Source organism: Rhodococcus sp. SORGH_AS_0303 (assembly GCF_030819335.1).
Lineage (GTDB): Bacteria > Actinomycetota > Actinomycetes > Mycobacteriales > Mycobacteriaceae > Rhodococcoides.
Window position 1 is genome coordinate 1872706 of sequence record NZ_JAUTBO010000001.1, and the last position, 21547, is coordinate 1894252.

Here is a 21547-nt window from a genome sequence, read left to right on the forward strand (position 1 = left end):
GAACACAGCGGACACCCGTGTCTACCCCGAAAGTGCGGAGTTCAATCCAGCTTTCGGTCGAGTCGTGTCCGCATCGTTCCCGAATCGTCCCGGAAACGACGCGAGCCCGCGCCGGACAGGGTCCGGAGCGGGCTCGACGTGGTGGAGCGTGACTCAGCAGTCGTAGTACAGCTGGAACTCGTACGGATGCGGGCGGAGGTTCACCGGCGCGATCTCGTTCTCACGCTTGAGCGAGATCCAGGTCTCGATCAGGTCGGTGGTGAAGACGCCACCGGCGGTGAGGTACTCGTGGTCGGCCTCGAGGCGGTCGATCACGGCAGGCAGCGAGGTGGGTGCCTGCGGGATGTTCTTCGCTTCCTCGGGCGGGAGCTCGTAGAGGTCCTTGTCGACGGGAGCGAGTGGCTCGATCTTGTTCTTGATGCCGTCCAGGCCGGCCATCATCTGCGCGGCGAACGACAGGTACGGGTTACCGGACGCGTCGGGCGCGCGGAACTCGAGACGCTTGGCCTTCGGGTTGTTGCCCGTGGTGGGGATACGGACGGCGGCCGAGCGGTTACGGCCCGAGTACACCAGGTTGATGGGGGCCTCGTAGCCCGGCACCAGGCGGTGGTACGAGTTGATCGTCGGGTTCGTGAACGCCAGCAGCGACGGCGCGTGGTGCAGGATGCCGCCGATGTAGTGACGAGCGAGATCCGACAGACCCGCGTAGCCCTTCTCGTCGTAGAAGAGCGGCTTGCCGTCCTTCCAGAGCGACTGGTGGACGTGCATGCCCGAGCCGTTGTCACCGAAGAGCGGCTTCGGCATGAAGGTCGCGGACTTGCCGTGCTGCCAGCAGGTGTTCTTGACGATGTACTTGAACAGCTGCAGGTCGTCGGCTGCACGCAGCATGGTGTTGAACTTGTAGTTGATCTCCTGCTGACCGCCGGTGCCGACCTCGTGGTGGCCGCGCTCGAGCTCGAAGCCCGCGTTCTGCAGGTTGGTGGAGATGGCGTCGCGGATGTCGACGTAGTGGTCGTACGGCGCGACGGGGAAGTAGCCGCCCTTCGGGCGGACCTTGTAGCCGAGGTTGGGGGACCCGTCGGCCTCGGTCTCGGCGCCGGTGTTCCAGGCGCCGGAGCTCGAGTCGAGCTCGTAGAACGCGCCGTTCATCTGGGAGTCGTAGCGCACCGAGTCGAAGATGTAGAACTCGGCCTCGGGACCGAAGAACGCGGTGTCGGCGATGCCGGTGCTGGCGAGGTACTCCTCGGCCTTGCGCGCGACGTTGCGGGGGTCGCGGCTGTAGGACTCGCGGGTGTACGGATCGTGGACGAAGAAGTCCATGTTCAGCGTCTTGGCGTGACGGAACGGGTCGATCTGAGCGGTGCCGTAGTCGGGCAGCAGCATCATGTCCGACTCGTGGATCGACTGGAAGCCACGCACGGACGAGCCATCGAACGCGAGACCGTCTTCGAGGGTGTCCTTGGTGAACGCCTTCGCCGCGATCGAGAAGTGCTGCTGGATACCCGGGAGATCGGTGAAACGGATGTCGACGTACTCGACGCTCTCATCCGCTATGTACTTGATGACCTCTTCGGCCGTGGTGAAATCCACGCTGGAACTCCTTCTTGTCGAGTGCTGGTCCGCGACGTCTGTGTGAGTGCGGCAGCTGCGCCACGCCGACGGTAGGGAAGTGGTGTTGCCTCACCGTCAAGTCCGTGTTTCGTCGGTGTTACGCGTCCCGTCGTCGCAGCTGGTGGCTGGTGGGAAGACCCTCCCGCCGGGGCGACACCTATCCTGGAGCAATGGCCCCGCACTCACACCAGTATGGAGAACACTCATGGCACGGATGACCGGATCGTGGCTCTCGGGCCCCGCCGCCGCGCTGCCCGACGGTGACCACGAGCAGCAGGCCTACCAGGGCGAGTACCTGGGACTTCCCAAGGTGGGGCCGGGTTCGCTCGCGCCGACACCGAGGCGTGTCGCGGCGTTGGCCATCGACTGGCTGATGTCGATGGGTGTGTCCGCGCTGTTCCTCGGCGGCAGTGTCGCCGGGGGCAACCTGTCGACCCTGACCCTGGGAGTGTGGTTCCTGCTCGGATTCGTGTCCGTGAGCTTGTTCTCCTTCACGCCCGGTCAGTTCTGCATGGGCATGCAGGTGGCGCGCATCGACGCTCCGGGCCGCGTGGGAGTCGTGCGCGCGCTGGTGCGTCAGGTCTTCATCGCCTTCGTGGTGCCCGCCGTCATCACCGACATCGACAGCCGCGGCATGCACGACCGCGCGACGGGCACCGCACTCCTCATGTCCCGGTAGTGGGGCTCACCCCTCGTGCGCCCTTTGCGCATCCCTGGACACGCACAAGGCGCACGGGGCCGGAGGCCACTAGCGACGCTTGATGGTGCGCTGCACACCCTTCATCTTCGCGCCGCCCGGCATCGGTCCCTTGGGGAGTGCCGGGCCACCGCGGGCGCCCAGCGCCGAGAGCCGTGACTCGATGGTCTCCATGCGCTTGCTGTCGATGTTCTTCGGCAGCTTGGTCAGGTACTTCTGCAGCTGCGAGAGCGGCACCTGGCCCTCGTCGTTGCCGACGACGACGTCGTAGATCGGGGTGTCGCCGACGAGGCGTGCGGTCTTCTTCTTCTCCTGCGCCAGCAGTGCCTTCACGCGCTGCGGTGCGCCCTCGGCCACCAGGATGACGCCGGGACGACCGATGACGCGGTGCACGGCGTCCAGCTGCGTGGTGCCGGCGATGGCGGTCTTGACACGCCACCCGCCCTGCAGGTTGTCCAGTGCCCACGCGGCGGCGCCGGCCTGGCCCTCGGCCTTGCCGTACACCGACTTCTGCACGCGGCGACCGAAGATCACGAACGCGATGAGCACACCGATGAGGAGCCCGAACGGCAGCAGGAGCCACTCGATCCCGAAGATCAGCCCGATCAGGAAGAACAGCACCGCCATACCGACGACCGATCCGATCATCAGCGGCAGGAGGAGCTTGTCCTCCTTGCGCTGCATCTGGAAGGCCTGCCACAACTGGGAGCGCCGTTCCTTCGACGCCTGCTTGCGTGCTGCCTTCGCCGCGGCCTTCGCCTCTTTCGAGGCCTTGCCCTTGCCTGCTGTACCGCCGTTCGCCATGGCTCCCAGGATAGGCGCAGACGCAGCGCGACCCGCCATCCGGTAGGACGGCGGGCCGCGTGGTGTCGCTGGGGGTGTGGGGTCAGCGGGCTGCCAGGCGCGCCATCAGCGAGCTGGCTTCCTGGGACGCCTCGCCGCCGTGCTCGAGGTGGGACATGTTCTCGGAGATCGCACGGCCGTGGTGAGCCATGGCCTGCGCGTAGAGGCGACCCGCGCGGTACGAGGAGCGGACCAGGGGACCGGCGAGGACGCCGGCGTAGCCCATGGCCTCGGCGGCCTTGGAGTGCTCGACGAACTCCTCCGGCTTGGCCCACCGGTCGACCGGATGGTGCCGCGGCGACGGGCGCAGGTACTGGGTGATGGTGAGGATGTCGCAGCCGGCGTCGTGCAGGTCCTGCATCGCCTGCGTGACTTCCTCGTAGGTCTCGCCCATGCCCAGGATCAGGTTCGACTTGGTCACCAGGCCGGCGTCTCGCGCCGCGGTGATGACGTCGAGGCTGCGCTGGTAGCGGAACGCGGGACGGATGCGCTTGAAGATGCGCGGCACCGTCTCCACGTTGTGCGCGAGCACCTCGGGGCGCGAGGAGAAGACCTCGGCCAGTTGGTCGGGGTCGGCGTTGAAGTCGGGGATCAGCAGCTCGACACCGGTGTTGGGGTTGAGGCGCTTGATCTCACGGACGGTCTCGGCGTACAGCCAGGCGCCGCCGTCTTCGAGATCGTCGCGGGCGACACCCGTGATGGTGGAGTAGCGCAGACCCATCGCCTGCACCGACTCGGCCACGCGGCGCGGCTCGTCCCGATCGAGGTCGGCAGGTTTGCCGGTGTCGATCTGGCAGAAGTCGCAGCGACGGGTGCACTGCTCACCGCCGATGAGGAACGTGGCTTCGCGGTCTTCCCAGCATTCGTAGATGTTGGGACACCCGGCCTCTTCGCACACCGTGTGCAGTCCCTCGCGCTTGACGAGTCCCTTGAGTTCGGAGTACTCGGGGCCCATCTTCGCGCGGGTCTTGATCCACGACGGTTTGCGTTCGATCGGGGTCTCCGCGTTTCGGATCTCGAGGCGGAGAAGCTTGCGTCCGTTCGGAGCTTGTGCAGGAGAGTTCTCGGGTGCGACGGTCACCGCATCGATGCTACTCGCGGGGGGTCATCCGCCGAAGTTCACCGTGGTGAAGCGTGGCGTGGGTGCGACGGGCGTTCTGTCCAGATCGTGCACCGCCAACGGCAGGGCACCGTCGAGTGCGTCCAGGATGCGCTGCGTGACCGCCGGAGTGACCTCGTCGACGGTCACGTCGCGGCCGAGTTCGTCCGACAGTGTGGTGACGCCGGCGTCCGCGATACCGCACGGAACGATGGTGCCGAAGCCCTCCAGGGACGCATTGCAGTTCAGGGCGAAGCCGTGCAGAGCCACACCCCGCTGCACGCGGACCCCGATGGCAGCCACCTTGCGTTCGGGCTGCCGTCCCGGACCAGAATTTCGGGCTCCGCGCACCTCGCCGGCCGCGAGCCAGACGCCGGAACGACCGTCGATACGCCCGACCTCGAGGCCCAGATCGGTGCACACGGCGATGAGTGCCTCCTCGATCAGCCGGACGTACCGAACGACGTCGACGGGCTCCGCGAGCCGCACGATGGGATAGCCGACCAGCTGCCCGGGACCGTGCCAGGTGATCTTGCCGCCACGGTCGACGTCGATGACGGGGGTGCCGTCGCGCGGCCGATCCTCGGGAGCCGTACGCCGACCCGCGGTGAAGACGGCGGGATGCTCGAGAAGCAGCAACTCGTCGGCGCCGTGGTTCTCGGCACGACGGCCGGCGACCTCGCGCTGGATCTCGAGAGCGTCGAGGTAGTCGATCGTGCCGAGCGAACGCACGAGCATCGGCCGGGAGTCGGCGCGGGCGGAGCGGGTGATCATGACATCGAAGAGTACGCCGCCGGGTCAGCCGACGGTGTCCGCGAGCGCCTCTCCGATGGTGTTGTGCTCGAACGTGAATCCGTGCTTCTCGAGCACCGCGGGGATGGCTCGCGGATTGTGCAGGATGGCCTCGTTCGCGAACTCGCCGATGATCGCGGAGATCGCGAACCCGGGCACCATCCACGGTGCCGGGCGATGCACCGCTCGCGACATGGCGCTGTTGAACTGGGCGTTGGTCACCGGTGCGGGCCCCTGGAGGTTGACCGGTCCGGTGATGTCCTGATTCTCGAGGGTGAAGACGATCGCCCGGACCTCGTCCGTCAGTGAGATCCACGGGAAGTACTGGCGGCCGCTGCCGAGCCGACCGCCCAGCGCGAAGAGGTACAGCGGGCGGAGCTTGCCCATCATGCCGCCGTGCCGGGACAGGACGGCAGCGCTGCGCAGGAACACCACCCGGACGCCGTTCGAGGCCGCGAAGGACGTGGCGTCCTCCCAGTCGCGACACACCTCGGCGAGGAAGCCCGTACCGACCGGCGCCGTCTCGTCGACCACGGTGTCGCCGGTGTCACCGTAGAAGTTGATGCCGCTGGCGTTGACGAGCGTCGGCACCTTCGCCTCGACGACGGCGCGGGAGATCACCTCTGTGGGGACGATGCGACTGTCGCGGACGGCCTGCTTGTACGCACCGGTCCACCGCTTGTCACCGATCCCGACACCGCACAGGTTCACCACGGCGTCGGCGCCCTGGAGAGCCTCCGGGTCGAGTGACCCGGCGGTGGGATCCCAGCCGATCTCGTCCGGTCCCGCGGGTGCACGGCGGACGAGGCGGAAGACGTCGTGCCCTCCGCTGCGCAACGCCGCCACGAGCGACGTGCCGATGAGTCCGGACGAACCTGCGATGACGATGCGCACGAGTGACTGCCTCCTGGGACGGCGACGGGGGCACCCACTGCACGGTGTGCAGCGAGTGCCCCCTCGTTCGACAGGTCACAGATTCCCGGAGGTCGGGGCTGCGAAGTGTCGGGGACTTCCGAGATTACCGAAGAAGCGTCAGAGGCCGAGGTCGGCTTCGAACGCGCCCTCCTCGAGGCGGTGCTTGATGGTGGTCAGGAAGCGACCCGCATCGGCGCCGTCGACGAGACGGTGGTCGTAGGTGAGCGGCAGGAACGCCATGGAGCGGACACCGATGGACTCGCTGCCCGAGGCGTCGGTCACCACGACCGGGCGCTTGACGATGGCCCCGGTGCCCAACATGGCGGCCTGCGGCGGAACAAGGATCGGCGTGTCGAACAGGGCGCCCTGGCTGCCGATGTTGGTGATGGTGAACGTGCCACCGGACAGCTCGTCCGGCTTGAGGCCGTTCGACCGTGCCCGTGCCGCGATGTCCGCGATGGCGCGTGCGATGCCGGCCAGCGACAGGTCGCCCGCGTTGTGGATGACGGGGGAGAGGAGGCCCTGCTCGGTGTCCACCGCGATGCCCAGGTGCTCGGCGTCGTGGTACGTGATCTCCTTCTTCTCCTCGTCGATGCTCGCGTTCACGTTGGGGTGAACCTTGAGCGCCTCGACGACGGCCTTCGCGAAGAACGGCAGGAACGTCAGGTTGACGCCCTCGCGCTCCTTGAACGTGGCCTTGGCGCGGGTGCGCAGTGCGGCCACCTTGGTCAGGTCGACCTCGAACACCTGCGTGAGCTGCGCCGACGTCTGCAGCGACTCGCGGGTCTTCTTGGCGGTGATCTGCCGGATGCGGTTGATCTTCTGCGTCGAACCGCGCAGGTGCGCGAGTTCGGGCCGCACGCCGGCAGTGGACGGTGCCGAGGGCGTGGCGGACGCGGCGGGAGCTGCGGCAGCCGGAGCAGCCTTCTCCTCGGCCGGTGCCTTCTTCGCCTCTGCGGCGGCGAGGACGTCCTGCTTGCGGATGCGCCCACCCACGCCGGTTCCCGACACGGAGTTCAGGTCGACGTCGTTCTCCTGCGCGAGCTTGCGCACGAGCGGCGTGACGTACGGGCTGGAACCGCCGGCGTTCGATCCGCCGGCCGGCGCCTCGGACTCCGACTTCGAGGAGTTCTCGGACTTGCTCTCGGACTTCGGCTCCGGCGTGTAGACCTCGCCGGCGGGCTCGGGATCGGCCTGCTTGGCGGGCTTCTCGGCGGGCTTCGCCTCCGCCTCGGGCTCCGGCTTCTTCTCCGGCTCGGGCTTCTTCTCGGGCTCCGGCTCGGGCTCGGGCGCGGACTCCTTCTTCGCGGGAGCACCGGAACCGATGACGGCGAGCTGGCCGCCGACCTCGACGGTGTCGTCCTCCTCGGCGCTGATCTCGAGCAGGGTGCCGGCGACCGGGGACGGGATCTCGGTGTCGACCTTGTCGGTGGAGACCTCGAGGAGCGGCTCGTCCACGGCGACCTCGTCGCCGACGGCCTTGAGCCACCGGGTGACGGTGCCCTCCGTGACGGACTCGCCCAGTTCGGGCATCGTGACGGGAGTGCCGTCGCCGCCACCGGTGGAACCGCTGCTCGCACCGCCGTCGTCGTCGCTGTCGGGTGCGGGCGCGTCGGCCTCGCTCTCGCCCTCGACGGACGCCTGCTCGGCGGCGTCGGACGGGCCTGCGTCGGCTTCGTCGCTGCTCGAGTCGTCGCTGCTCGAGTCGTCGCCGTCGGACGGTGCCTCGTCCGCGTCACCGATGACACCGAGCTCACCGCCGATCTCGACGGTGTCGTCCTCCTGCGCGACGATCTTGGTCAGGACACCCGCTGCCGGAGACGGAATCTCCGTGTCCACCTTGTCGGTGGAGACTTCGAGCAAGGGTTCGTCGACTTCGACCGTGTCCCCCTCCTGTTTCAGCCACCGTGTGACAGTCCCCTCGGTGACGCTTTCACCGAGAGCTGGCATCTGGACGGAGAAGGTCATGTCTGTTGACTCCTCGACAAGTTGTAGTACGGGTGTAGCGGCTCGTGGTCGCTAGCGGGTGTGGTGTCTAGCCGGTCGCGGTACGTGGACCATTGTGGCCGCGTCGCACCGTTCTCGCGGCGAGTTGTGCCGGTAACGGGTGACGCGCACCGTGAGATGGTTCACGCGATGCCCGATCATCCTGTCACTTCGTGAGACGGTTCGCGCTCGGTGGGGTCGGCGTGCCGTCCGGATGATGGTGTGGACCGGATTGAGTGCATTTCGTGCACGCGAGAGTCGCGTGCACTGCTCGGCGGATGGAGGAGACACCGTGGGACTGTTCGACAGATTCAAGCGCCCGAGTCGATCCCGAGGCGGAGCGTCCTCGTCCGACAGAGCGCATCTCGCCGACTGGACGGCCGCCCGCATCGGCGTCGAGGCCTACGTCGAACCGGAGACGACGGTCACTCCGATCACCGTGGTGCTGGTCGCGAACGACGGTGAGTGGACCCGCCGCGCGGTGGGCGGCGAGAAGGGCGCGCGCAAGCTGGGCGAGGACCTGAAGATCCCGGTCTACGACGTGCGCAAGACCGGGTATCCCCAGCGGATGCGGGACCACGACGCCCGACAGAAGATCATCCGGAGGCGCGAGCAGGGAGCCTGAGCTCCCCGCTCGCGCGAGCGGGTCAGCCCTGCTCGGCGATGTCCTCGAGCACCGAGATCATCGTGCGCACCGGGACACCGGTGCCGCCCTTGCTCGTGTAGCCGTGCGGCCCGCCGGTGTTGAAGGCCGGCCCGGCCACGTCGATGTGCGCCCACTGGACGCCCTCGGCGACGAACTCCTTCAGGTAGAGCCCGGCCGCGAGCATGCCGCCCCACCGGTGGTTGGTGACGTTGGCGAGGTCGGCGACGCGGGAGTCGAGATCGGGTCGCAGTTCGGCCGGCAGCGGCATCGCCCAGGCGTTCTCGCCGATGCGCTGCGAGATGGCGGCGACGCGGTCGCGGAACACCTCGGTGCCCATGACACCCGGGGTGCGTGTGCCGAGGGCGACCATCTGCGCTCCGGTGAGGGTCGCGGTGTCGATGAGATAGTCCGGCTCGTCCTCGCAGGCGCGCACGATGGCGTCGGCGAGAATGAGGCGGCCCTCGGCGTCGGTGTTGATGACCTCGACCGTGGTGCCGCCGTACTGGGTCAGCACGTCGCCGGGACGCTGCGCCGTGGACGACGGCATGTTCTCGGCCATCGGCACCGTCGCGGTGACGTCGATCGGCAGTTTCAACTTGGCCGCCAGCACCACCGTCGCGACGACGGCGGCCGCGCCGGCCATGTCCGAGGTCATGTTCTCCATGCCCGCCGCGGGCTTGATCGAGATGCCGCCGGTGTCGAACGTGATGCCCTTGCCGACGAGAGCGACGGTGGGGGACTTCTTCTTTCCGCCGGACCAGGACAGCCGGACCAGACGCGGCGGGCGGGACGAGCCCTTGCCGACGCCGACGATGCCGCCGTAGCCCCCGCGCTCGAGTGCCTTCTCGTCGAGCACCTGCACGGTGAGGCCGGCCTCGGTCCCGAGGGCACGGGCGCGCTCGGCGAACTCGGCCGGGAAGAGGTGGCTCGGGGGCGTGTTGACGAGGTCACGCGCGGTGGCGACCGCCTCGGCGACGGCCTCGGAGCGCGCGAGTTCGGCGCGAGCCTGCTTGTCGCGCGGCGATCCGACGAGCAGATCCACCCGCGTGATCGGTGTCGCGTCGTCCTTGGGCGCCGACTTCTGCTTGTACTCGCTGAACTGGTAGGCGCCGAGGTAGAGGCCCTCCGCGGCGGCGGCGAGGCCGACGGCGGACAGGGTCGTCGCGACGTGGCCGATGCCGGTGAGCGCGCGCGCCGCCGATCCGGCCGCACGACGCAGCACGTCGTCGGTGCGCTCGGCGGCGGTGCCCAGACCGACGGCGAGAACGCTGGCGGCGGGCAGGGACGAGGGTGCGGGAACGCGGGTGACCTGATCGGCCCGGCCGGTGGCGCCGAGGGCCGTGACCGCGGCGAGGACGTCTGCGGCGGCGTTCCCGAGGAAGTCCTCGCCGACGATGCGGACACCGTCGTCGGTCTTCTCGAGTCCGACGACGACGACCTCGACGGCCTTGTCGATGGTTCCGGCGAGGACCAGTTCGGGTCCGAGTGTGCGCTGCGACTGACTGGTCACGTGCTGCTGCTCCTGATGGTCGGGGACGGTCGGTGAGGGTGGAGCGACGCAGTCGATCGTATGCCGACCCCGACATCGGGCTCGTCTGAGTTAGCGTTCCCCACCATGAGCGAAGAGTTGTTGCACGGTCCGGTCCACGAGGCGCACGTCGCCCTCGGAGCCACGTTCGCCCCCTTCGGCGGGTGGACGATGCCGGTGTCGTACGCGGGCACCGTCTCCGAGCACACGTCGACGCGCACCACCGCGGGGTTGTTCGACGTGAGTCACCTGGGCAAGGCGGTCGTCTCCGGTCCCGGCGCCGCGGCGTACGTCGACTCGGTGCTGACCAACGCGCTCGACCGCATCGGGCCCGGCCAGGCGCAGTACACGTTGTGCTGCACCGAGAACGGCGGAGTGGTCGACGACCTCATCGCCTACCTCGTGTCCGACGACGAGGTGTTCCTCGTGCCCAACGCGGCCAACACCGCCGCCGTGGTCGAGGTGCTCGCGCAGGGTGCCCCGGCCGGCATCGAGGTCCGCTCGGCCCACCGGGAGTACGGCGTCCTCGCCGTGCAGGGACCGCGGTCGGCCGACGTCCTCGCCGCCGTCGGGCTGCCGTCCTCCCTCGATTACATGGCGTTCGAGGACGTCGCGTTCGGATCCGGCTCGGTACGGGTCTGTCGCACCGGCTACACGGGGGAGCACGGGTACGAGCTGCTGCCGCAGTGGGACACGGCCGCGTCGCTGTTCGAGGCGCTGCTGGGCGCGGTGCGCGAGGTGGGCGGCGAGCCCGCCGGTCTCGGAGCGCGCGACACGCTGCGCACCGAGATGGGCTACCCGCTGCACGGGCACGAGCTGTCCGTCGACATCAGTCCGCTGGAAGCGCGCTGCGGCTGGGCGGTGGGCTGGAAGAAGGACGAGTTCCGCGGACGCGACGCCCTCGTGGCGCAGAAGGAGGCGGGCGCACCCCGCACCCTCGTCGGCCTCCGCGCCGTCGGACGCGGTGTGCTGCGTCCGGATCTGACCGTCCTGCGCCCCGGGAATTCGGTCGGCACCGGAGAACCGGTCGGTGCGACCACGTCCGGCACCTTCTCGCCGACCCTCAAGGTGGGCATCGCGCTCGCGTTGCTCGACACCGCGGCGGGCGTCGCCGTCGGTGACGCGGTCGACGTGGACGTGCGTGGTCGGGCGATCGCGTGCGAGGTGGTCAGGCCGCCGTTCGTCGAGGCGCACGTGCGGTGAGATGCCACACCACGCTGCTTTAGAGTGTTCGGCATGACTGGCCTGGAATTCACGCGTCACGAGCACCCGTCGCCCGCCACCGCGGAAGCGCGGGCAGCGGTGTTGCAGGCGCCCGGGTTCGGCGTGCACTTCACCGATCACATGGTGGCCATCGACTACGACGCCGGCACCGGGTGGCACGACGCGGTGGTGACGCCCTACGCGCCGTTCCCGATGGATCCCGCGGCCATGGTTCTGCACTACGGCCAGGCCATCTTCGAAGGTCTCAAGGTCTACCGCCAGCCCGACGGCAGTCTCGCGTCGTTCCGCCCCGGCGCGAACGCGGAGCGCCTGCAGAGCTCGGCCGCGCGGTTGGCGATGCCGGCCCTGCCGGTGGAGCTGTTCCGCGAGTCCATCGAGCAGCTGCTCGCCGTCGACCACGAGTGGGTGCCCGTCGCCGGCGGCGAGGACGCGCTCTACCTGCGGCCGTTCATGTTCGCCACCGAGGCGGGGCTGGGCGTGCGCCCGTCGTCCTCCTACCGCTACCTCCTCATCGCCTCGCCCGCCGGCGCGTACTTCCCGCGCGGGGTCAAGCCGGTCAGCGTGTGGCTCTCCACCGAGTACGTGCGCGCCGCGCCGGGCGGCACCGGAGCCGCGAAGTTCGCGGGCAACTACGCGGCCTCCCTGCTGGCCCAGGCGCAGGCCGCGGACCAGGGCTGCGACCAGGTCGTGTGGCTCGACGCTCTCGAGCGCCGCTACGTCGAGGAGATGGGCGGGATGAACCTGTTCTTCGTCTTCGGCTCCGGACCCGACGCGCGGTTGGTCACGCCGTCCCTGTCCGGCTCGCTGCTGCCCGGCATCACGCGTGACTCGCTGCTGGCGCTCGCCACCGACGCGGGCTTCGCCGTGGAGGAGCGCAAGATCTCCACGGACGAGTGGCAGAAGAAGGCGGAGTCGGGCGAGATCACCGAGGTCTTCGCGTGTGGCACCGCAGCCGTGATCACCCCCGTCGGCAGTGTGAAGTCGGCCGAGGGCGACTTCCGCATCGGTACCGGAGAGCCCGGCGAGGTCACCATGGCGCTGCGCGACACACTCACCGGAATCCAGCGCGGCACCTTCGCCGACACCCACGGCTGGATGAGCACGCTGCGCGACTGATCGCTCAGCCGACGAGGCAGAGCACGAGCACCACGGCGGTGGTCAGCTCGATGCTCGCCCCGAGCACGTCACCGACGAGACCGCCGAATCGCCGAACGCAGTGCCGGGCGAGCAGAGTGACGGCAGCGAGTGCCACCGCGACGGCTGCCACTCCCTGCAGCGGGACGCCGGGGACGGCGAGCAGCCCGGCGGCGAGTGCCACGAGGACCCACAGGGTGACCACGGCGGGTGACTGCGACGCCGCGACGAGTGAGCCGAAGCCACTGCCGGTGGCGGCGGGCACCGAGCGGCGGCACACGATCACGACGGCGCACCGGGACACGACGGCAGCGACCACGATCGCGAGAGCGTCTCCCCGAGAGACGAGTTCGCCCATGGCCACCGCCTGCACGCCGAGAATCAGAACGAGGGTCGCGGCCCCGAACGGTCCGGTGGACCCGGACTTCATGATCGCCAGCGCACGCTCGGCCGGGCCGTAGGACCCGAGTCCGTCCGCGGTGTCCGCGAGCCCGTCGAGATGCATTCCGCGGGTCAGCAGCGCCAGGGTGCCGACGCCCAGCAGTCCCGCGAGCGTCGGCGGCAGGTCGGCTGCGGCGCACGACCAGACCACCAGTGCGGCCGCGCCGCCCAGCGCCAGGCCCACGAGCGGGACGATCCCGATCGCGCGGCGTGCGTCGTCGCGATCGACGGCGTCCGGACCACGCACCGGCAGCACCGTCAGCCAGGAGAACGCCAGGCGCACCGGGTCCAGGAACATCAGGGCCGCGTGCTCACTCCGGCATCGGAGAACGTCGCCATGTCGGCGAGTGTCGCGACGGCACCGGACAGGATCGGCAGCGCGACCATCGCCCCCGAGCCCTCGCCGAGGCGCATCGACAGGTCGAGCAGGGGATCGAGTCGCAGGTGTGCGAGCGCCAAGGCGTGTGCCGGTTCCGTCGACCGATGGCCGGCCAGCCACCACGACGAGGCGCCGACCGAGAGATCGTTCGCGACCAGTGCCGCCGCCGTGACGACGACGCCGTCGAGCAGCACCGGTGTGCGACGCACCGCGGCCTGCACCAAAAAGCCGGTCATCGCGGCGAGATCGGCGCCGCCGACGGTGCGCAGCAGTGCGATCGGGTCGCGGGTGACGGGACGCGCACGCCGCAGGGCGTCACGGATCGCGGCGGTCTTGCGGATCCACCCCGCGTCGTCGATGCCGGTACCGCGGCCGACCGCCGCCACCGGTTCGGTGTTGGTGACGGCAGCGATCAGCACGGTGGCGGGGGTGGTGTTGCCGATGCCCATGTCGCCGGCGATCAACAGGTCGGCGCCGCCGTCGACCTCCTCGTCGGCGATGTCACGGCCCGCTGTCAGGGCGGCGATCACCTCGTCCTGCGACAGTGCGTCCTCGCGGTCGATCGACCCACTGGAGCGACGCACCTTGTGCGACGACACGGAGTCGTCGGTGTCCGCGTCGACCGCGATGTCCACCACTCGCACGGTCGCACCGGACACCGTCGCCAACGCGTTGATCGCGGCACCGCCGGCGGCGATGTTCGCGACCATCTGCGCCGTCACCTCGGGCGGGTACGCGGAGACCCCACCGCGGGCGATGCCGTGATCGCCGGCGAAGACCACGGCGCGAGCCCGAGCGAACCGATGCGGAGGGCTCACGCCCTGGCACGACGCGACCCACACGGCGAGGTCCTCGAGACGGCCGAGCGAGTCCGCGGGCTTGGTCAACGACGACTGCCTGGCTCTCGCCTCGCGGGCGATCTCGGCGTCGGGTGGATCCACCGGACGGAACAGTGCGGAACTCTCGGTCACCACGTGCCTCTCGATCGGTCGGTGGGTCGGTCACTCGGTCGGGTGAGGGGGACGGACAACCCGGCCACCACCAACGTCACCGCGTCACACACCTGCGCGAGACGGGCGTTCGCGGCACCGATCTCGTCGCGGAAGAGTCTGCCCGCCCGCGACTCCGGGATCACGCCCAGACCCACCTCGGGGGAGACGAGCACCAGCGGACTCTCGAACCGGTCGACGGCCGTCACCAGGTCGTCGACCGCGGCCACCACCGTGCCGCGCGGCGAGTCCCACGCGCGCAGATCGTCCAGCGCGCCGGTGAGCCAGGTCCCCAGGTCGTCGACCAGTGTGGGCACGTCGTCCCGCAGGGCCTCGGACAGTGCCGAGTACGAGGTGATCTCTACCGTGGACCAGTGCTCCGGCCGCGTCCGTCGATGCGTGTCGATGCGGGCGTCCCAATCGGCGTCCGCACTGTTCCGCCGCCCGGTGGCCACGTACCGGACCTCGGCGTGACCGGCCAGCAACGACTCCGCATGGCCGGACTTGCCGGACCGGGCACCTCCGAGGACGAGCGTGCGCGTCACCGCGGGTGCGCTCAGACCGCGTCGCCGGGGCCGACGCGAGGCTTGGGGGCACGCATCTTGCGGACCTGCGACGCGCGGACGAACGAGTACCAGCCGAGCTTGAAGCCGCCGTCCGGAGTCTCGGGGAAACGGTCCCGCACCTTGTTGTTGACGCGGCGGCCGAGCAGATAGCCGTCGATACCCATGAAGATCATCATGATGAACAGCGCGAGCGTGACGATCGACTGCACCTCGGGGCTCAGGAACAGTGCCACGAGAAGGATTAGGGCCATCGGCATGAAGAGCCCGACGAAGTTGCGACGCGAGTCGACCAGGTCACGCGCGTAGGCGCGGACGGGGCCCTTGTCGCGGGGGAGGAGGAACTTGTCCTCGCCGGCCATCATGCGGGCACGCTGGTCCGCGGCCTTCGCGCGACGCTCGGCCGAGGCGGCCTTGCGCTCGTCCTTGCTGCCCCGCGTCGCCTTGCGTCGCGCCCGGGCCTCCTTGGCCGTCAGCGGTGCCGGTGCGACCGGGCCACGGCGGCGGCCCTCGGCCTCACGCCGGGAGGGCGTGGGACGGCCCTTGCCGAGGCTGACGTTGCCGCGGGTCTGCGCCGTGCTCTCGTCCAGGCTCGTCGACTCGTGGTCGACGGGGGTCTGGGTGTCGGACTTCTCACTCGACTTACCGAAGGGCAGCTTCACCCCCACAGGTTATTCGACGTTCACCCCCGCGCGAACACCGCAGTCGTGGGCTCTCACGACCGGCGCTCCTCGTTAGAGTGTTCCGATGCGAGTTCTCATCGCCCCCGATTCCTTCGGAGACACCCTGACCGCGGCCGAAGCAGCCGACGCCATCGCGGCGGGGTGGTCGAGCGCGCGCGACGACGAGCTGATCCTCGCGCCCCAGTCCGACGGCGGACCCGGGTTCGTCGACGCACTCGCGGCCGACGGAGGCGAGGTGATCGAGTCGACCGTGTCCGGACCTCTCGGCGACGCCGTGACCGCGCACTGGTTGCTCGACGGCGCGACCGCCTACGTGGAGGTCGCGCAGACCGTCGGTCTCGGACTGCTCGGTCGTTCGCCGGATCCGGAGTCGGCCGTCGCGGCGTCCAGCAGGGGAGTGGGGCAGATCGTCGCGGAGGCGCTGACCCGTGGTGCGACCACCGTGGTGGTCGGTCTCGGTGGCAGCAGCTCGACCGACGGCGGCGCGGGCATGATCGAGGCTCTCGGGGGACCCGACGCGGCGGTCGCGGCTCTCGCGGACGTCGACCTCGTCGCGGCCACGGACGTCGACAATCCGTTGCTGGGTCCGGCCGGTGCGGCCGCGGTGTTCGGACCGCAGAAGGGTGCGGACGCGGACACCGTGCGTGTCCTGGAGGAGCGGAACGCCGACTGGTGCGTCGAGCTCGATCGCGTCGCCGAGCGCGCGGTGGCGGACCTGCCGGGGGCGGGTGCGGCCGGCGGCCTGGGCGCCGCGTTGCTCGCGCTGGGAGCGACCCGCACGTCCGGGGCCGATCTGGTGGCCGAGCGCACCCGTCGCCACGAGGTGATGCCGACGGTCGACGTGGTGCTGACGGGCGAGGGGAAGTTCGACTCGCAGTCGTTGCGCGGAAAGGTGGTGACCGCTCTCGCGGGGTCGGCTCGCGAGCACGGTGTGCGCACGGTGGTCCTCGCCGGTCAGGTGCGTCTGGGCGAGGACGACATGCGCGCGGCGGGCATCGAGTCGGCGCACTCGGTGACCGATTTCGCCGGATCGGTCGACCTCGCCATGTCGGACGCGCGTGCCCAGCTGACCGGACTCGCCGCGGACGTCGCCCGCACCGGCTCGTGGGCGTGACCGCCCCGGCGATCGTGTGGAATAGCGGGGTCGGGAGTACCGTTGACTGTGTTCGCCGGCGTTGTCGCCGAGAGGGCACGAACGATAGGGAGAACCCATGACTGTGCAGAACGACGTCGCCACCAGTGACGTGACCACCACCGACACCGAGACGCACGCCGTCCTGATGACCGAAGCGGCCTCGTCCAAGGCCAAGGCACTGCTCGATCAGGAAGGCCGCGACGACCTGGCGCTGCGCATCGCGGTTCAGCCCGGCGGGTGCGCAGGGCTGCGCTACCAGCTGTTCTTCGACGACCGCTCGCTCGACGGCGACCTGGTCAAGGACTTCGGCGGCGTCACGCTCGCCGTGGACCGGATGAGCGCGCCGTACGTCGAGGGCGCATCGATCGACTTCGTCGACACCATCGAGAAGCAGGGTTTCACGATCGACAACCCCAACGCCACGGGTTCGTGCGCGTGCGGTGACTCCTTCAACTGAGTCCCGAGTAGTCTCCCGCCGGCCCCGGCACCCTGCGTGGGTGCCGGGGACGACGTGTGTCCGGGGTGCGTCGTCCCGGGGCGTCCGTCTGATGGGGTTCACCCACTCGTCACCCGGGTAAGGTTCACAGCAGTTCTCCTCCACCTGCTGCGAAAGGCCCTCGGACGTGACCATTGCGGTGTCCGGCTCCATTGCTACCGACCATCTGATGCGGTTCCCCGGTCGGTTCGCCGACCAGTTCCTCGCCGATCAGCTGGCACACGTCTCGCTGAGCTTCCTCGTCGACGACCTCGTCATCCGCAAGGGCGGGGTGGGCGGCAACATCGCCTACGCCATGGGTGTTCTGGGCGGCGCACCGCTGCTCGTCGGCTCGGTCGGTCCCGACTTCGCCGAGTATCAGACGTGGCTCGAGGACAACGGCGTCGACTGCTCCGCCGTCACCCTCTCCGAGACGGCTCACACCGCGCGTTTCGTCTGCACCACCGACGAGGACATGGCACAGATCGCCTCGTTCTACCCCGGCGCGATGACCGAGGCCGGCGACATCTCCGTCCACACCGTGGCCGAGGGTCGCGACCTGGAACTCGTCCTGGTCGGCGCCAACGACCCGGCCGCGATGATGCGCCACACGGCGGAGTGCCGCGAACTGGGCATCCCCTTCGCCGCGGATCCGTCACAGCAGCTCGCACGCCTCGACGGAACGCAGGCCACCGAGCTCATCCAGGGTGCCGAGTACCTGTTCACCAACGAGTACGAGTGGGGCCTCCTCCGTCAGAAGACCGGGCTGACCGAACGCCAGATCCGCGACACCGTCGGCCTGCGCGTGACCACGCTCGGCAAGAACGGCGTCGAGATCGTCGGCGCCGACGGCACGGACATTCGCGTCTCCGTGGTCCCGGAGACCAGCAAGGTCGACCCCACCGGTGTCGGTGACGCGTTCCGCGCCGGCTTCCTCGTCGGCCGCGCCAACGGGCTGGGCCTCGAGCGCGCCGCCCAGCTCGGATCGTTCATCGCGGTGCTCGTGCTCGAGACCACCGGCACCCAGGAATGGACGCTCGTCCGTGACGACGCGATCAAGCGCCTCACCGACGCGTACGGCGACGTGGCCGCGGCCGAGATCGCCGCGATCCTCCCGCAGTAGTTCGCGTCTGCCGGCTAGAGCCGAACCGGGTACGTGGGTTCGGCGATGGCCGGCACGATGCGCTTCTCGACGAAGATGCCGTGCCACACCATGAAGATGAGCACGGTCCACAACCGGCGGCTGTGATCGCTGCGTCCCTCGCGGTGGTCGTTCAGCATGCGGGTGATCGCGGCCTTGTCGAGCAGGTGATCGGTCTGGGAATCGGCGATCTGCTGGTGCGCCCAGTCGAAGAGCTCGGTGCCCCGCAGCCAATGCCGAAGCGGCACAGGGAAACCCAGCTTCGCGCGGTTGAGCACATGATCGGGCACGATGCCGTCGAGTGCCTTGCGTAGCGCGTACTTCGTCGTCGACTTCGTGATCTTCTGCTCCAGCGGCAACTGCTCCGCCACCCGGAACACCTCGTTGTCGAGGAACGGCACGCGCAACTCCAACGAGTTGGCCATCGTGATCTTGTCGGCCTTCACCAGGATGTCGCCGCGCAGCCACGTGAACAGGTCCAGATGCTGCATCCGCGCCACCGGGTCCCAGCCGGCGGACTGCGCGTAGATCGGCGCCGTCACGTCCTGATGGGTCCACTCGGGCCGGAACTCCCGCAACACCGACCGCAACTGCGCATCGTTGAAGCTGCGCGCATTGCCGTAGTAGCGCTCCTCCAGGCTCATCGACCCGCGGTGCAGGAGACTCTTGCCGCGGGTGCCCTCCGGGATGCGCTCACTCAGTCGACCGGCGGCGCGTCGTAGGGAGGGTGGCAGCTTCTCGAACGGTGCGAGCGACAACGGTTCCCGGTAGATGGTGTAGCCGCCGAACAACTCGTCCGCACCCTCGCCCGACAGCACCACCTTGACGTGCTTCCGTGCTTCCTTGGCGACGAAGTAGAGCGGCACCAGCGCCGGGTCCGCCACCGGATCGTCGAGATACCAGACGATCTCGGGGATCGCCGCGGCGAACTCCTCGGGCCCGACGACCTTGATGACGTGCTTGGCGCCGATCGCGGCGGCCGACTCGGCCGCGACGTCCACCTCGGAGTAGCCCTCACGCTCGAAACCGGTGGTGAAGGTGACCAGATCCGGGTTGTGCCGCATGGCGAGCGCGGCGATCGCCGTGGAGTCGATGCCGCCGGACAGGAACGAGCCCACGGTGACGTCGGCACGCATGTGCTTGGCGACGGAGTCCTCGAGCGCCTCGGCGATCTCGCGGTAGCGCGCCGCCTCGGTGCCCGACGGGACGGGACGCACAGGGAATGTCGGCCGGAAGTAGCGGGTGACGGTCGGCTCCGAGCCGGGAGTCAGGCGAGCGGTGCAGCCGGACTCCAGGCGACGAATGCCCGCGTGGAGCGTCTCGGGTTCCGGCACGTACTGCAGCACCGTGTAGTGCTCCAGGGCGCGGGGGTCGAGCTCGTCGGACACGCCCAACGACTCGAGGAGCTCGAGAATGCTCTTCTTCTCGCTCGCGAACGCGGTGCCCGCGGCGCCCGTCGAGTAGAACAGCGGCTTGATGCCGAACGGGTCACGCGCGAGGAACAGTTCCCGCTTCTCGGTGTCCCACAGCGCGAAGGCGAACATGCCCCGCAGGCGTCGAACGGCGTCGTCGCCCCAGAAGTGGAACGCGGCGAGAATGGCCTCGCCGTCACCCTCGGTGGCGAACGTCGCGCCGTGCTCGCGTGCAAACGTCTCGCGCAGTTCGAGGTAGTTGTAGATCTCGCCGTTGAACACCAGCGCGTAGCGCTCCGGACTCTCCGCGGGACCCCAGCGGAGCGGCTGGTGCGAGTGCTCGATGTCGATGATCGAGAGCCGGTTGAAGCCCAGCGCCAGATCGTCGTCGTGCCAAGTTCCCGGCTCGTCCGGCCCGCGGTGTCGCATGCAGTGCGACGCGTGGCCGACGGCATCGACGACATCTTCCGCGGATGCGTTCGACGTCAGCAGTCCCAGCAGTCCACACACGGTCGGTACGCCTCGTTTCGTTCGGGTGTCGGCCCGGTAGCGGGCCTGGTCACAGGCGTCGCCGGGACCTCGACGGCCCGACGCGCATCGGTCCGAGTATGCCGCAGTGCGGCGGGAACGCCGAAGTGACCGGCCGGGCCCGGTGTCGCCGCCCAACTCGCACCCGACCCGACACGAGAACCGAGCCCGCTTTGGTCTACGCTGCGTAGTACACGAGTACCTCGTGCGTGTGAGCGACTTCGGTGGCTCGTCCGGACGGTTCTCGTACTCTCCATCTGGCAATCAGGAAGGCGTGATCGTGGCGCAGCGTGGTGGTGGATCCGGTCGTCGGACGACACGACGAGTCGGATTGGTGGCCTCTCTTGCAGTGGCCGCCGTGGTGCTGTCGGGCTGCGGCATCGACAATTCCGTACTTCGATTCGGATGGCCGTCGGGCGTCACGCCGCAGGCCGAGCGGATGCGCGAGCTGTGGACGTGGTCCGTCATCGCGGCGCTCATCATGGGCGTCATCGTGTGGGGCCTGACCTTCTGGACGGTGGCGTTCCACCGCAAGAAGAAGGACTCGCCGGAGTTCCCGCGCCAGACCGCGTACAACGTCCCGCTCGAGCTGTTCTACACGGCCGTGCCGTTCGTCATCATCGCCGTCCTCTTCTACTTCACGGTCGTCGTGCAGAACTACGTCCAGGAGAAGCAGGACAACCCCGACGTGGTCGTCGACGTCACCGCGTTCCAGTGGAACTGGAAGTTCGGCTACCGCACCGTCGACCTCAAGGACGGGCAGCCGCTGTACGACGGCACCGACCAGGAGCGCGAGCAGGCAGCAGAGGAGGCCGGCACCCCCGAGGGTGAGGAGCCGGGCCCGCTGTTCGGCCGCGAGAAGTCCGACCAGTCGTACCTGCACTACAACGAGGTCGAGACCGTCGGCTCCAGCTCCGAGGTCCCGATCCTCGTGCTCCCCACCGGCAAGCGCATCGAGTTCGAGATCGCGTCCTCCGACGTCATCCACTCGTTCTGGGTTCCCGAGTTCCTGTTCAAGCGCGACGTCATGCCGAACCCGGACGAGAACAACTCCGACAACGTGTTCCAGATCAGCGAGATCGAGCGTGAGGGTGCCTTCGTCGGGCGCTGCGCCGAGATGTGCGGCACGTACCACGCGATGATGAACTTCGAGGTTCGCGCGGTCAGCCCCGAGGCCTTCGAGAACTACATGGCGGCGCGTCGCGACGGCCAGACCAACGCTCAGGCGCTGGAGTCCATCGGCGAAGAGCCTCGCGCGACCTCCACCTCGCCGTTCAACACCGACCGCACCGTCAAGGCTGCGACCGTGGCAGAAGGAAACTGACA

20 protein-coding genes are annotated in these 21547 nt (G+C 69.1%); 8 read left to right on the forward strand and 12 right to left on the reverse strand.

What is annotated here, in order from left to right; all coding sequences use genetic code 11:
- Positions 1–153: 153 nt before the first annotated feature.
- Complete coding sequence (gene glnA / locus QE449_RS08870) at positions 154–1590, reverse strand: type I glutamate--ammonia ligase (protein WP_027505794.1); 1437 nt, start codon at positions 1588–1590, stop codon at positions 154–156.
- Positions 1591–1816: 226 nt separating this feature from the next.
- Between glnA and QE449_RS08875 the strand changes: the two genes are divergently transcribed.
- Positions 1817–2290, forward strand: coding sequence for an RDD family protein (locus tag QE449_RS08875; RefSeq protein ID WP_027505795.1), 474 nt, complete (start codon positions 1817–1819; stop codon positions 2288–2290).
- A 69-nt stretch (positions 2291–2359) separates the two neighbouring features.
- On the opposite strand, the gene QE449_RS08880 is transcribed toward QE449_RS08875, so the two are convergent.
- The 5 genes from QE449_RS08880 to sucB form a co-directional block, all read right to left on the reverse strand.
- A complete protein-coding gene (locus QE449_RS08880; protein WP_056445665.1) occupies positions 2360–3112 on the reverse strand; it encodes a DUF4191 domain-containing protein in 753 nt (250 codons plus the stop codon).
- A gap of 82 nt (positions 3113–3194) precedes the next feature.
- Positions 3195–4232, reverse strand: a complete 1038-nt coding sequence (gene lipA / locus QE449_RS08885) for a lipoyl synthase (protein WP_027505797.1) — start codon at positions 4230–4232, stop codon at positions 3195–3197.
- A gap of 24 nt (positions 4233–4256) precedes the next feature.
- Positions 4257–5024 carry a lipoyl(octanoyl) transferase LipB gene (gene lipB, locus QE449_RS08890; protein WP_307108667.1) on the reverse strand — a complete coding sequence of 256 codons (768 nt, stop codon included), beginning with the start codon at positions 5022–5024 and terminating at the stop codon, positions 4257–4259.
- A gap of 24 nt (positions 5025–5048) precedes the next feature.
- The gene (locus tag QE449_RS08895; protein ID WP_027505799.1) at positions 5049–5936 is read right to left on the reverse strand and encodes a TIGR01777 family oxidoreductase; all 888 of its coding nucleotides are present in this window, start codon (positions 5934–5936) and stop codon (positions 5049–5051) included.
- Between the two features lie 138 nt (positions 5937–6074).
- A complete protein-coding gene (sucB, locus tag QE449_RS08900; protein ID WP_307108668.1) occupies positions 6075–7925 on the reverse strand; it encodes a 2-oxoglutarate dehydrogenase, E2 component, dihydrolipoamide succinyltransferase in 1851 nt (616 codons plus the stop codon).
- Positions 7926–8235: 310 nt separating this feature from the next.
- On the opposite strand from sucB, the gene QE449_RS08905 reads away from it, so the two are divergent.
- Positions 8236–8568, forward strand: coding sequence for a hypothetical protein (locus QE449_RS08905; protein WP_027505801.1), 333 nt, complete (start codon positions 8236–8238; stop codon positions 8566–8568).
- 22 nt (positions 8569–8590) lie between these two features.
- Here the strand turns inward: QE449_RS08905 and QE449_RS08910 are convergent, their stop codons facing one another.
- Positions 8591–10099, reverse strand: a complete 1509-nt coding sequence (locus tag QE449_RS08910; RefSeq protein ID WP_307108669.1) for a leucyl aminopeptidase — start codon at positions 10097–10099, stop codon at positions 8591–8593.
- Positions 10100–10204: 105 nt separating this feature from the next.
- Here QE449_RS08910 and gcvT point away from each other — a divergent pair, with 105 nt between their 5' ends.
- Both gcvT and QE449_RS08920 read left to right on the forward strand, forming a co-directional pair.
- Positions 10205–11320 carry a glycine cleavage system aminomethyltransferase GcvT gene (gene gcvT / locus QE449_RS08915; RefSeq protein ID WP_027505803.1) on the forward strand — a complete coding sequence of 372 codons (1116 nt, stop codon included), beginning with the start codon at positions 10205–10207 and terminating at the stop codon, positions 11318–11320.
- A 33-nt stretch (positions 11321–11353) separates the two neighbouring features.
- The gene (locus tag QE449_RS08920; protein ID WP_027505804.1) at positions 11354–12457 is read left to right on the forward strand and encodes a branched-chain amino acid aminotransferase; all 1104 of its coding nucleotides are present in this window, start codon (positions 11354–11356) and stop codon (positions 12455–12457) included.
- Between the two features lie 4 nt (positions 12458–12461).
- On the opposite strand, the gene cobS is transcribed toward QE449_RS08920, so the two are convergent.
- The 4 genes from cobS to QE449_RS08940 are packed head-to-tail and all read right to left on the reverse strand — an operon-like array spanning position 12462 to position 15509.
- On the reverse strand, positions 12462–13214 hold the full coding sequence (gene cobS / locus QE449_RS08925; RefSeq protein WP_261769347.1) for an adenosylcobinamide-GDP ribazoletransferase: 753 nt from the start codon (positions 13212–13214) through the stop codon (positions 12462–12464).
- A complete protein-coding gene (cobT, locus tag QE449_RS08930; RefSeq protein ID WP_037185716.1) occupies positions 13214–14269 on the reverse strand; it encodes a nicotinate-nucleotide--dimethylbenzimidazole phosphoribosyltransferase in 1056 nt (351 codons plus the stop codon). Before cobT ends, cobS begins: the two co-directional genes overlap by 1 nt.
- On the reverse strand, positions 14263–14829 hold the full coding sequence (locus tag QE449_RS08935) for a bifunctional adenosylcobinamide kinase/adenosylcobinamide-phosphate guanylyltransferase (protein ID WP_307108670.1): 567 nt from the start codon (positions 14827–14829) through the stop codon (positions 14263–14265). Before QE449_RS08935 ends, cobT begins: the two co-directional genes overlap by 7 nt.
- An 11-nt stretch (positions 14830–14840) precedes the next feature.
- Entirely contained in the window at positions 14841–15509 is a 669-nt protein-coding gene (locus QE449_RS08940; RefSeq protein ID WP_027505807.1) for a DUF3043 domain-containing protein, read from the reverse strand.
- A gap of 85 nt (positions 15510–15594) precedes the next feature.
- Between QE449_RS08940 and QE449_RS08945 the strand changes: the two genes are divergently transcribed.
- From QE449_RS08945 to QE449_RS08955, 3 genes are all read left to right on the forward strand, one after another.
- Positions 15595–16644: a glycerate kinase gene (locus QE449_RS08945; RefSeq protein ID WP_307108671.1), complete on the forward strand. Its 1050-nt coding sequence runs from the start codon at positions 15595–15597 to the stop codon at positions 16642–16644.
- Positions 16645–16741: 97 nt separating this feature from the next.
- Complete coding sequence (locus tag QE449_RS08950; protein WP_027505809.1) at positions 16742–17122, forward strand: iron-sulfur cluster assembly accessory protein; 381 nt, start codon at positions 16742–16744, stop codon at positions 17120–17122.
- A gap of 166 nt (positions 17123–17288) precedes the next feature.
- Entirely contained in the window at positions 17289–18263 is a 975-nt protein-coding gene (locus tag QE449_RS08955; protein WP_307108672.1) for a carbohydrate kinase family protein, read from the forward strand.
- Between the two features lie 14 nt (positions 18264–18277).
- On the opposite strand, the gene asnB is transcribed toward QE449_RS08955, so the two are convergent.
- Entirely contained in the window at positions 18278–20203 is a 1926-nt protein-coding gene (gene asnB, locus QE449_RS08960) for an asparagine synthase (glutamine-hydrolyzing) (protein WP_307108673.1), read from the reverse strand.
- A 295-nt stretch (positions 20204–20498) separates the two neighbouring features.
- On the opposite strand from asnB, the gene QE449_RS08965 reads away from it, so the two are divergent.
- Complete coding sequence (locus QE449_RS08965) at positions 20499–21545, forward strand: cytochrome c oxidase subunit II (protein ID WP_371831725.1); 1047 nt, start codon at positions 20499–20501, stop codon at positions 21543–21545.
- Positions 21546–21547: the final 2 nt, after the last annotated feature.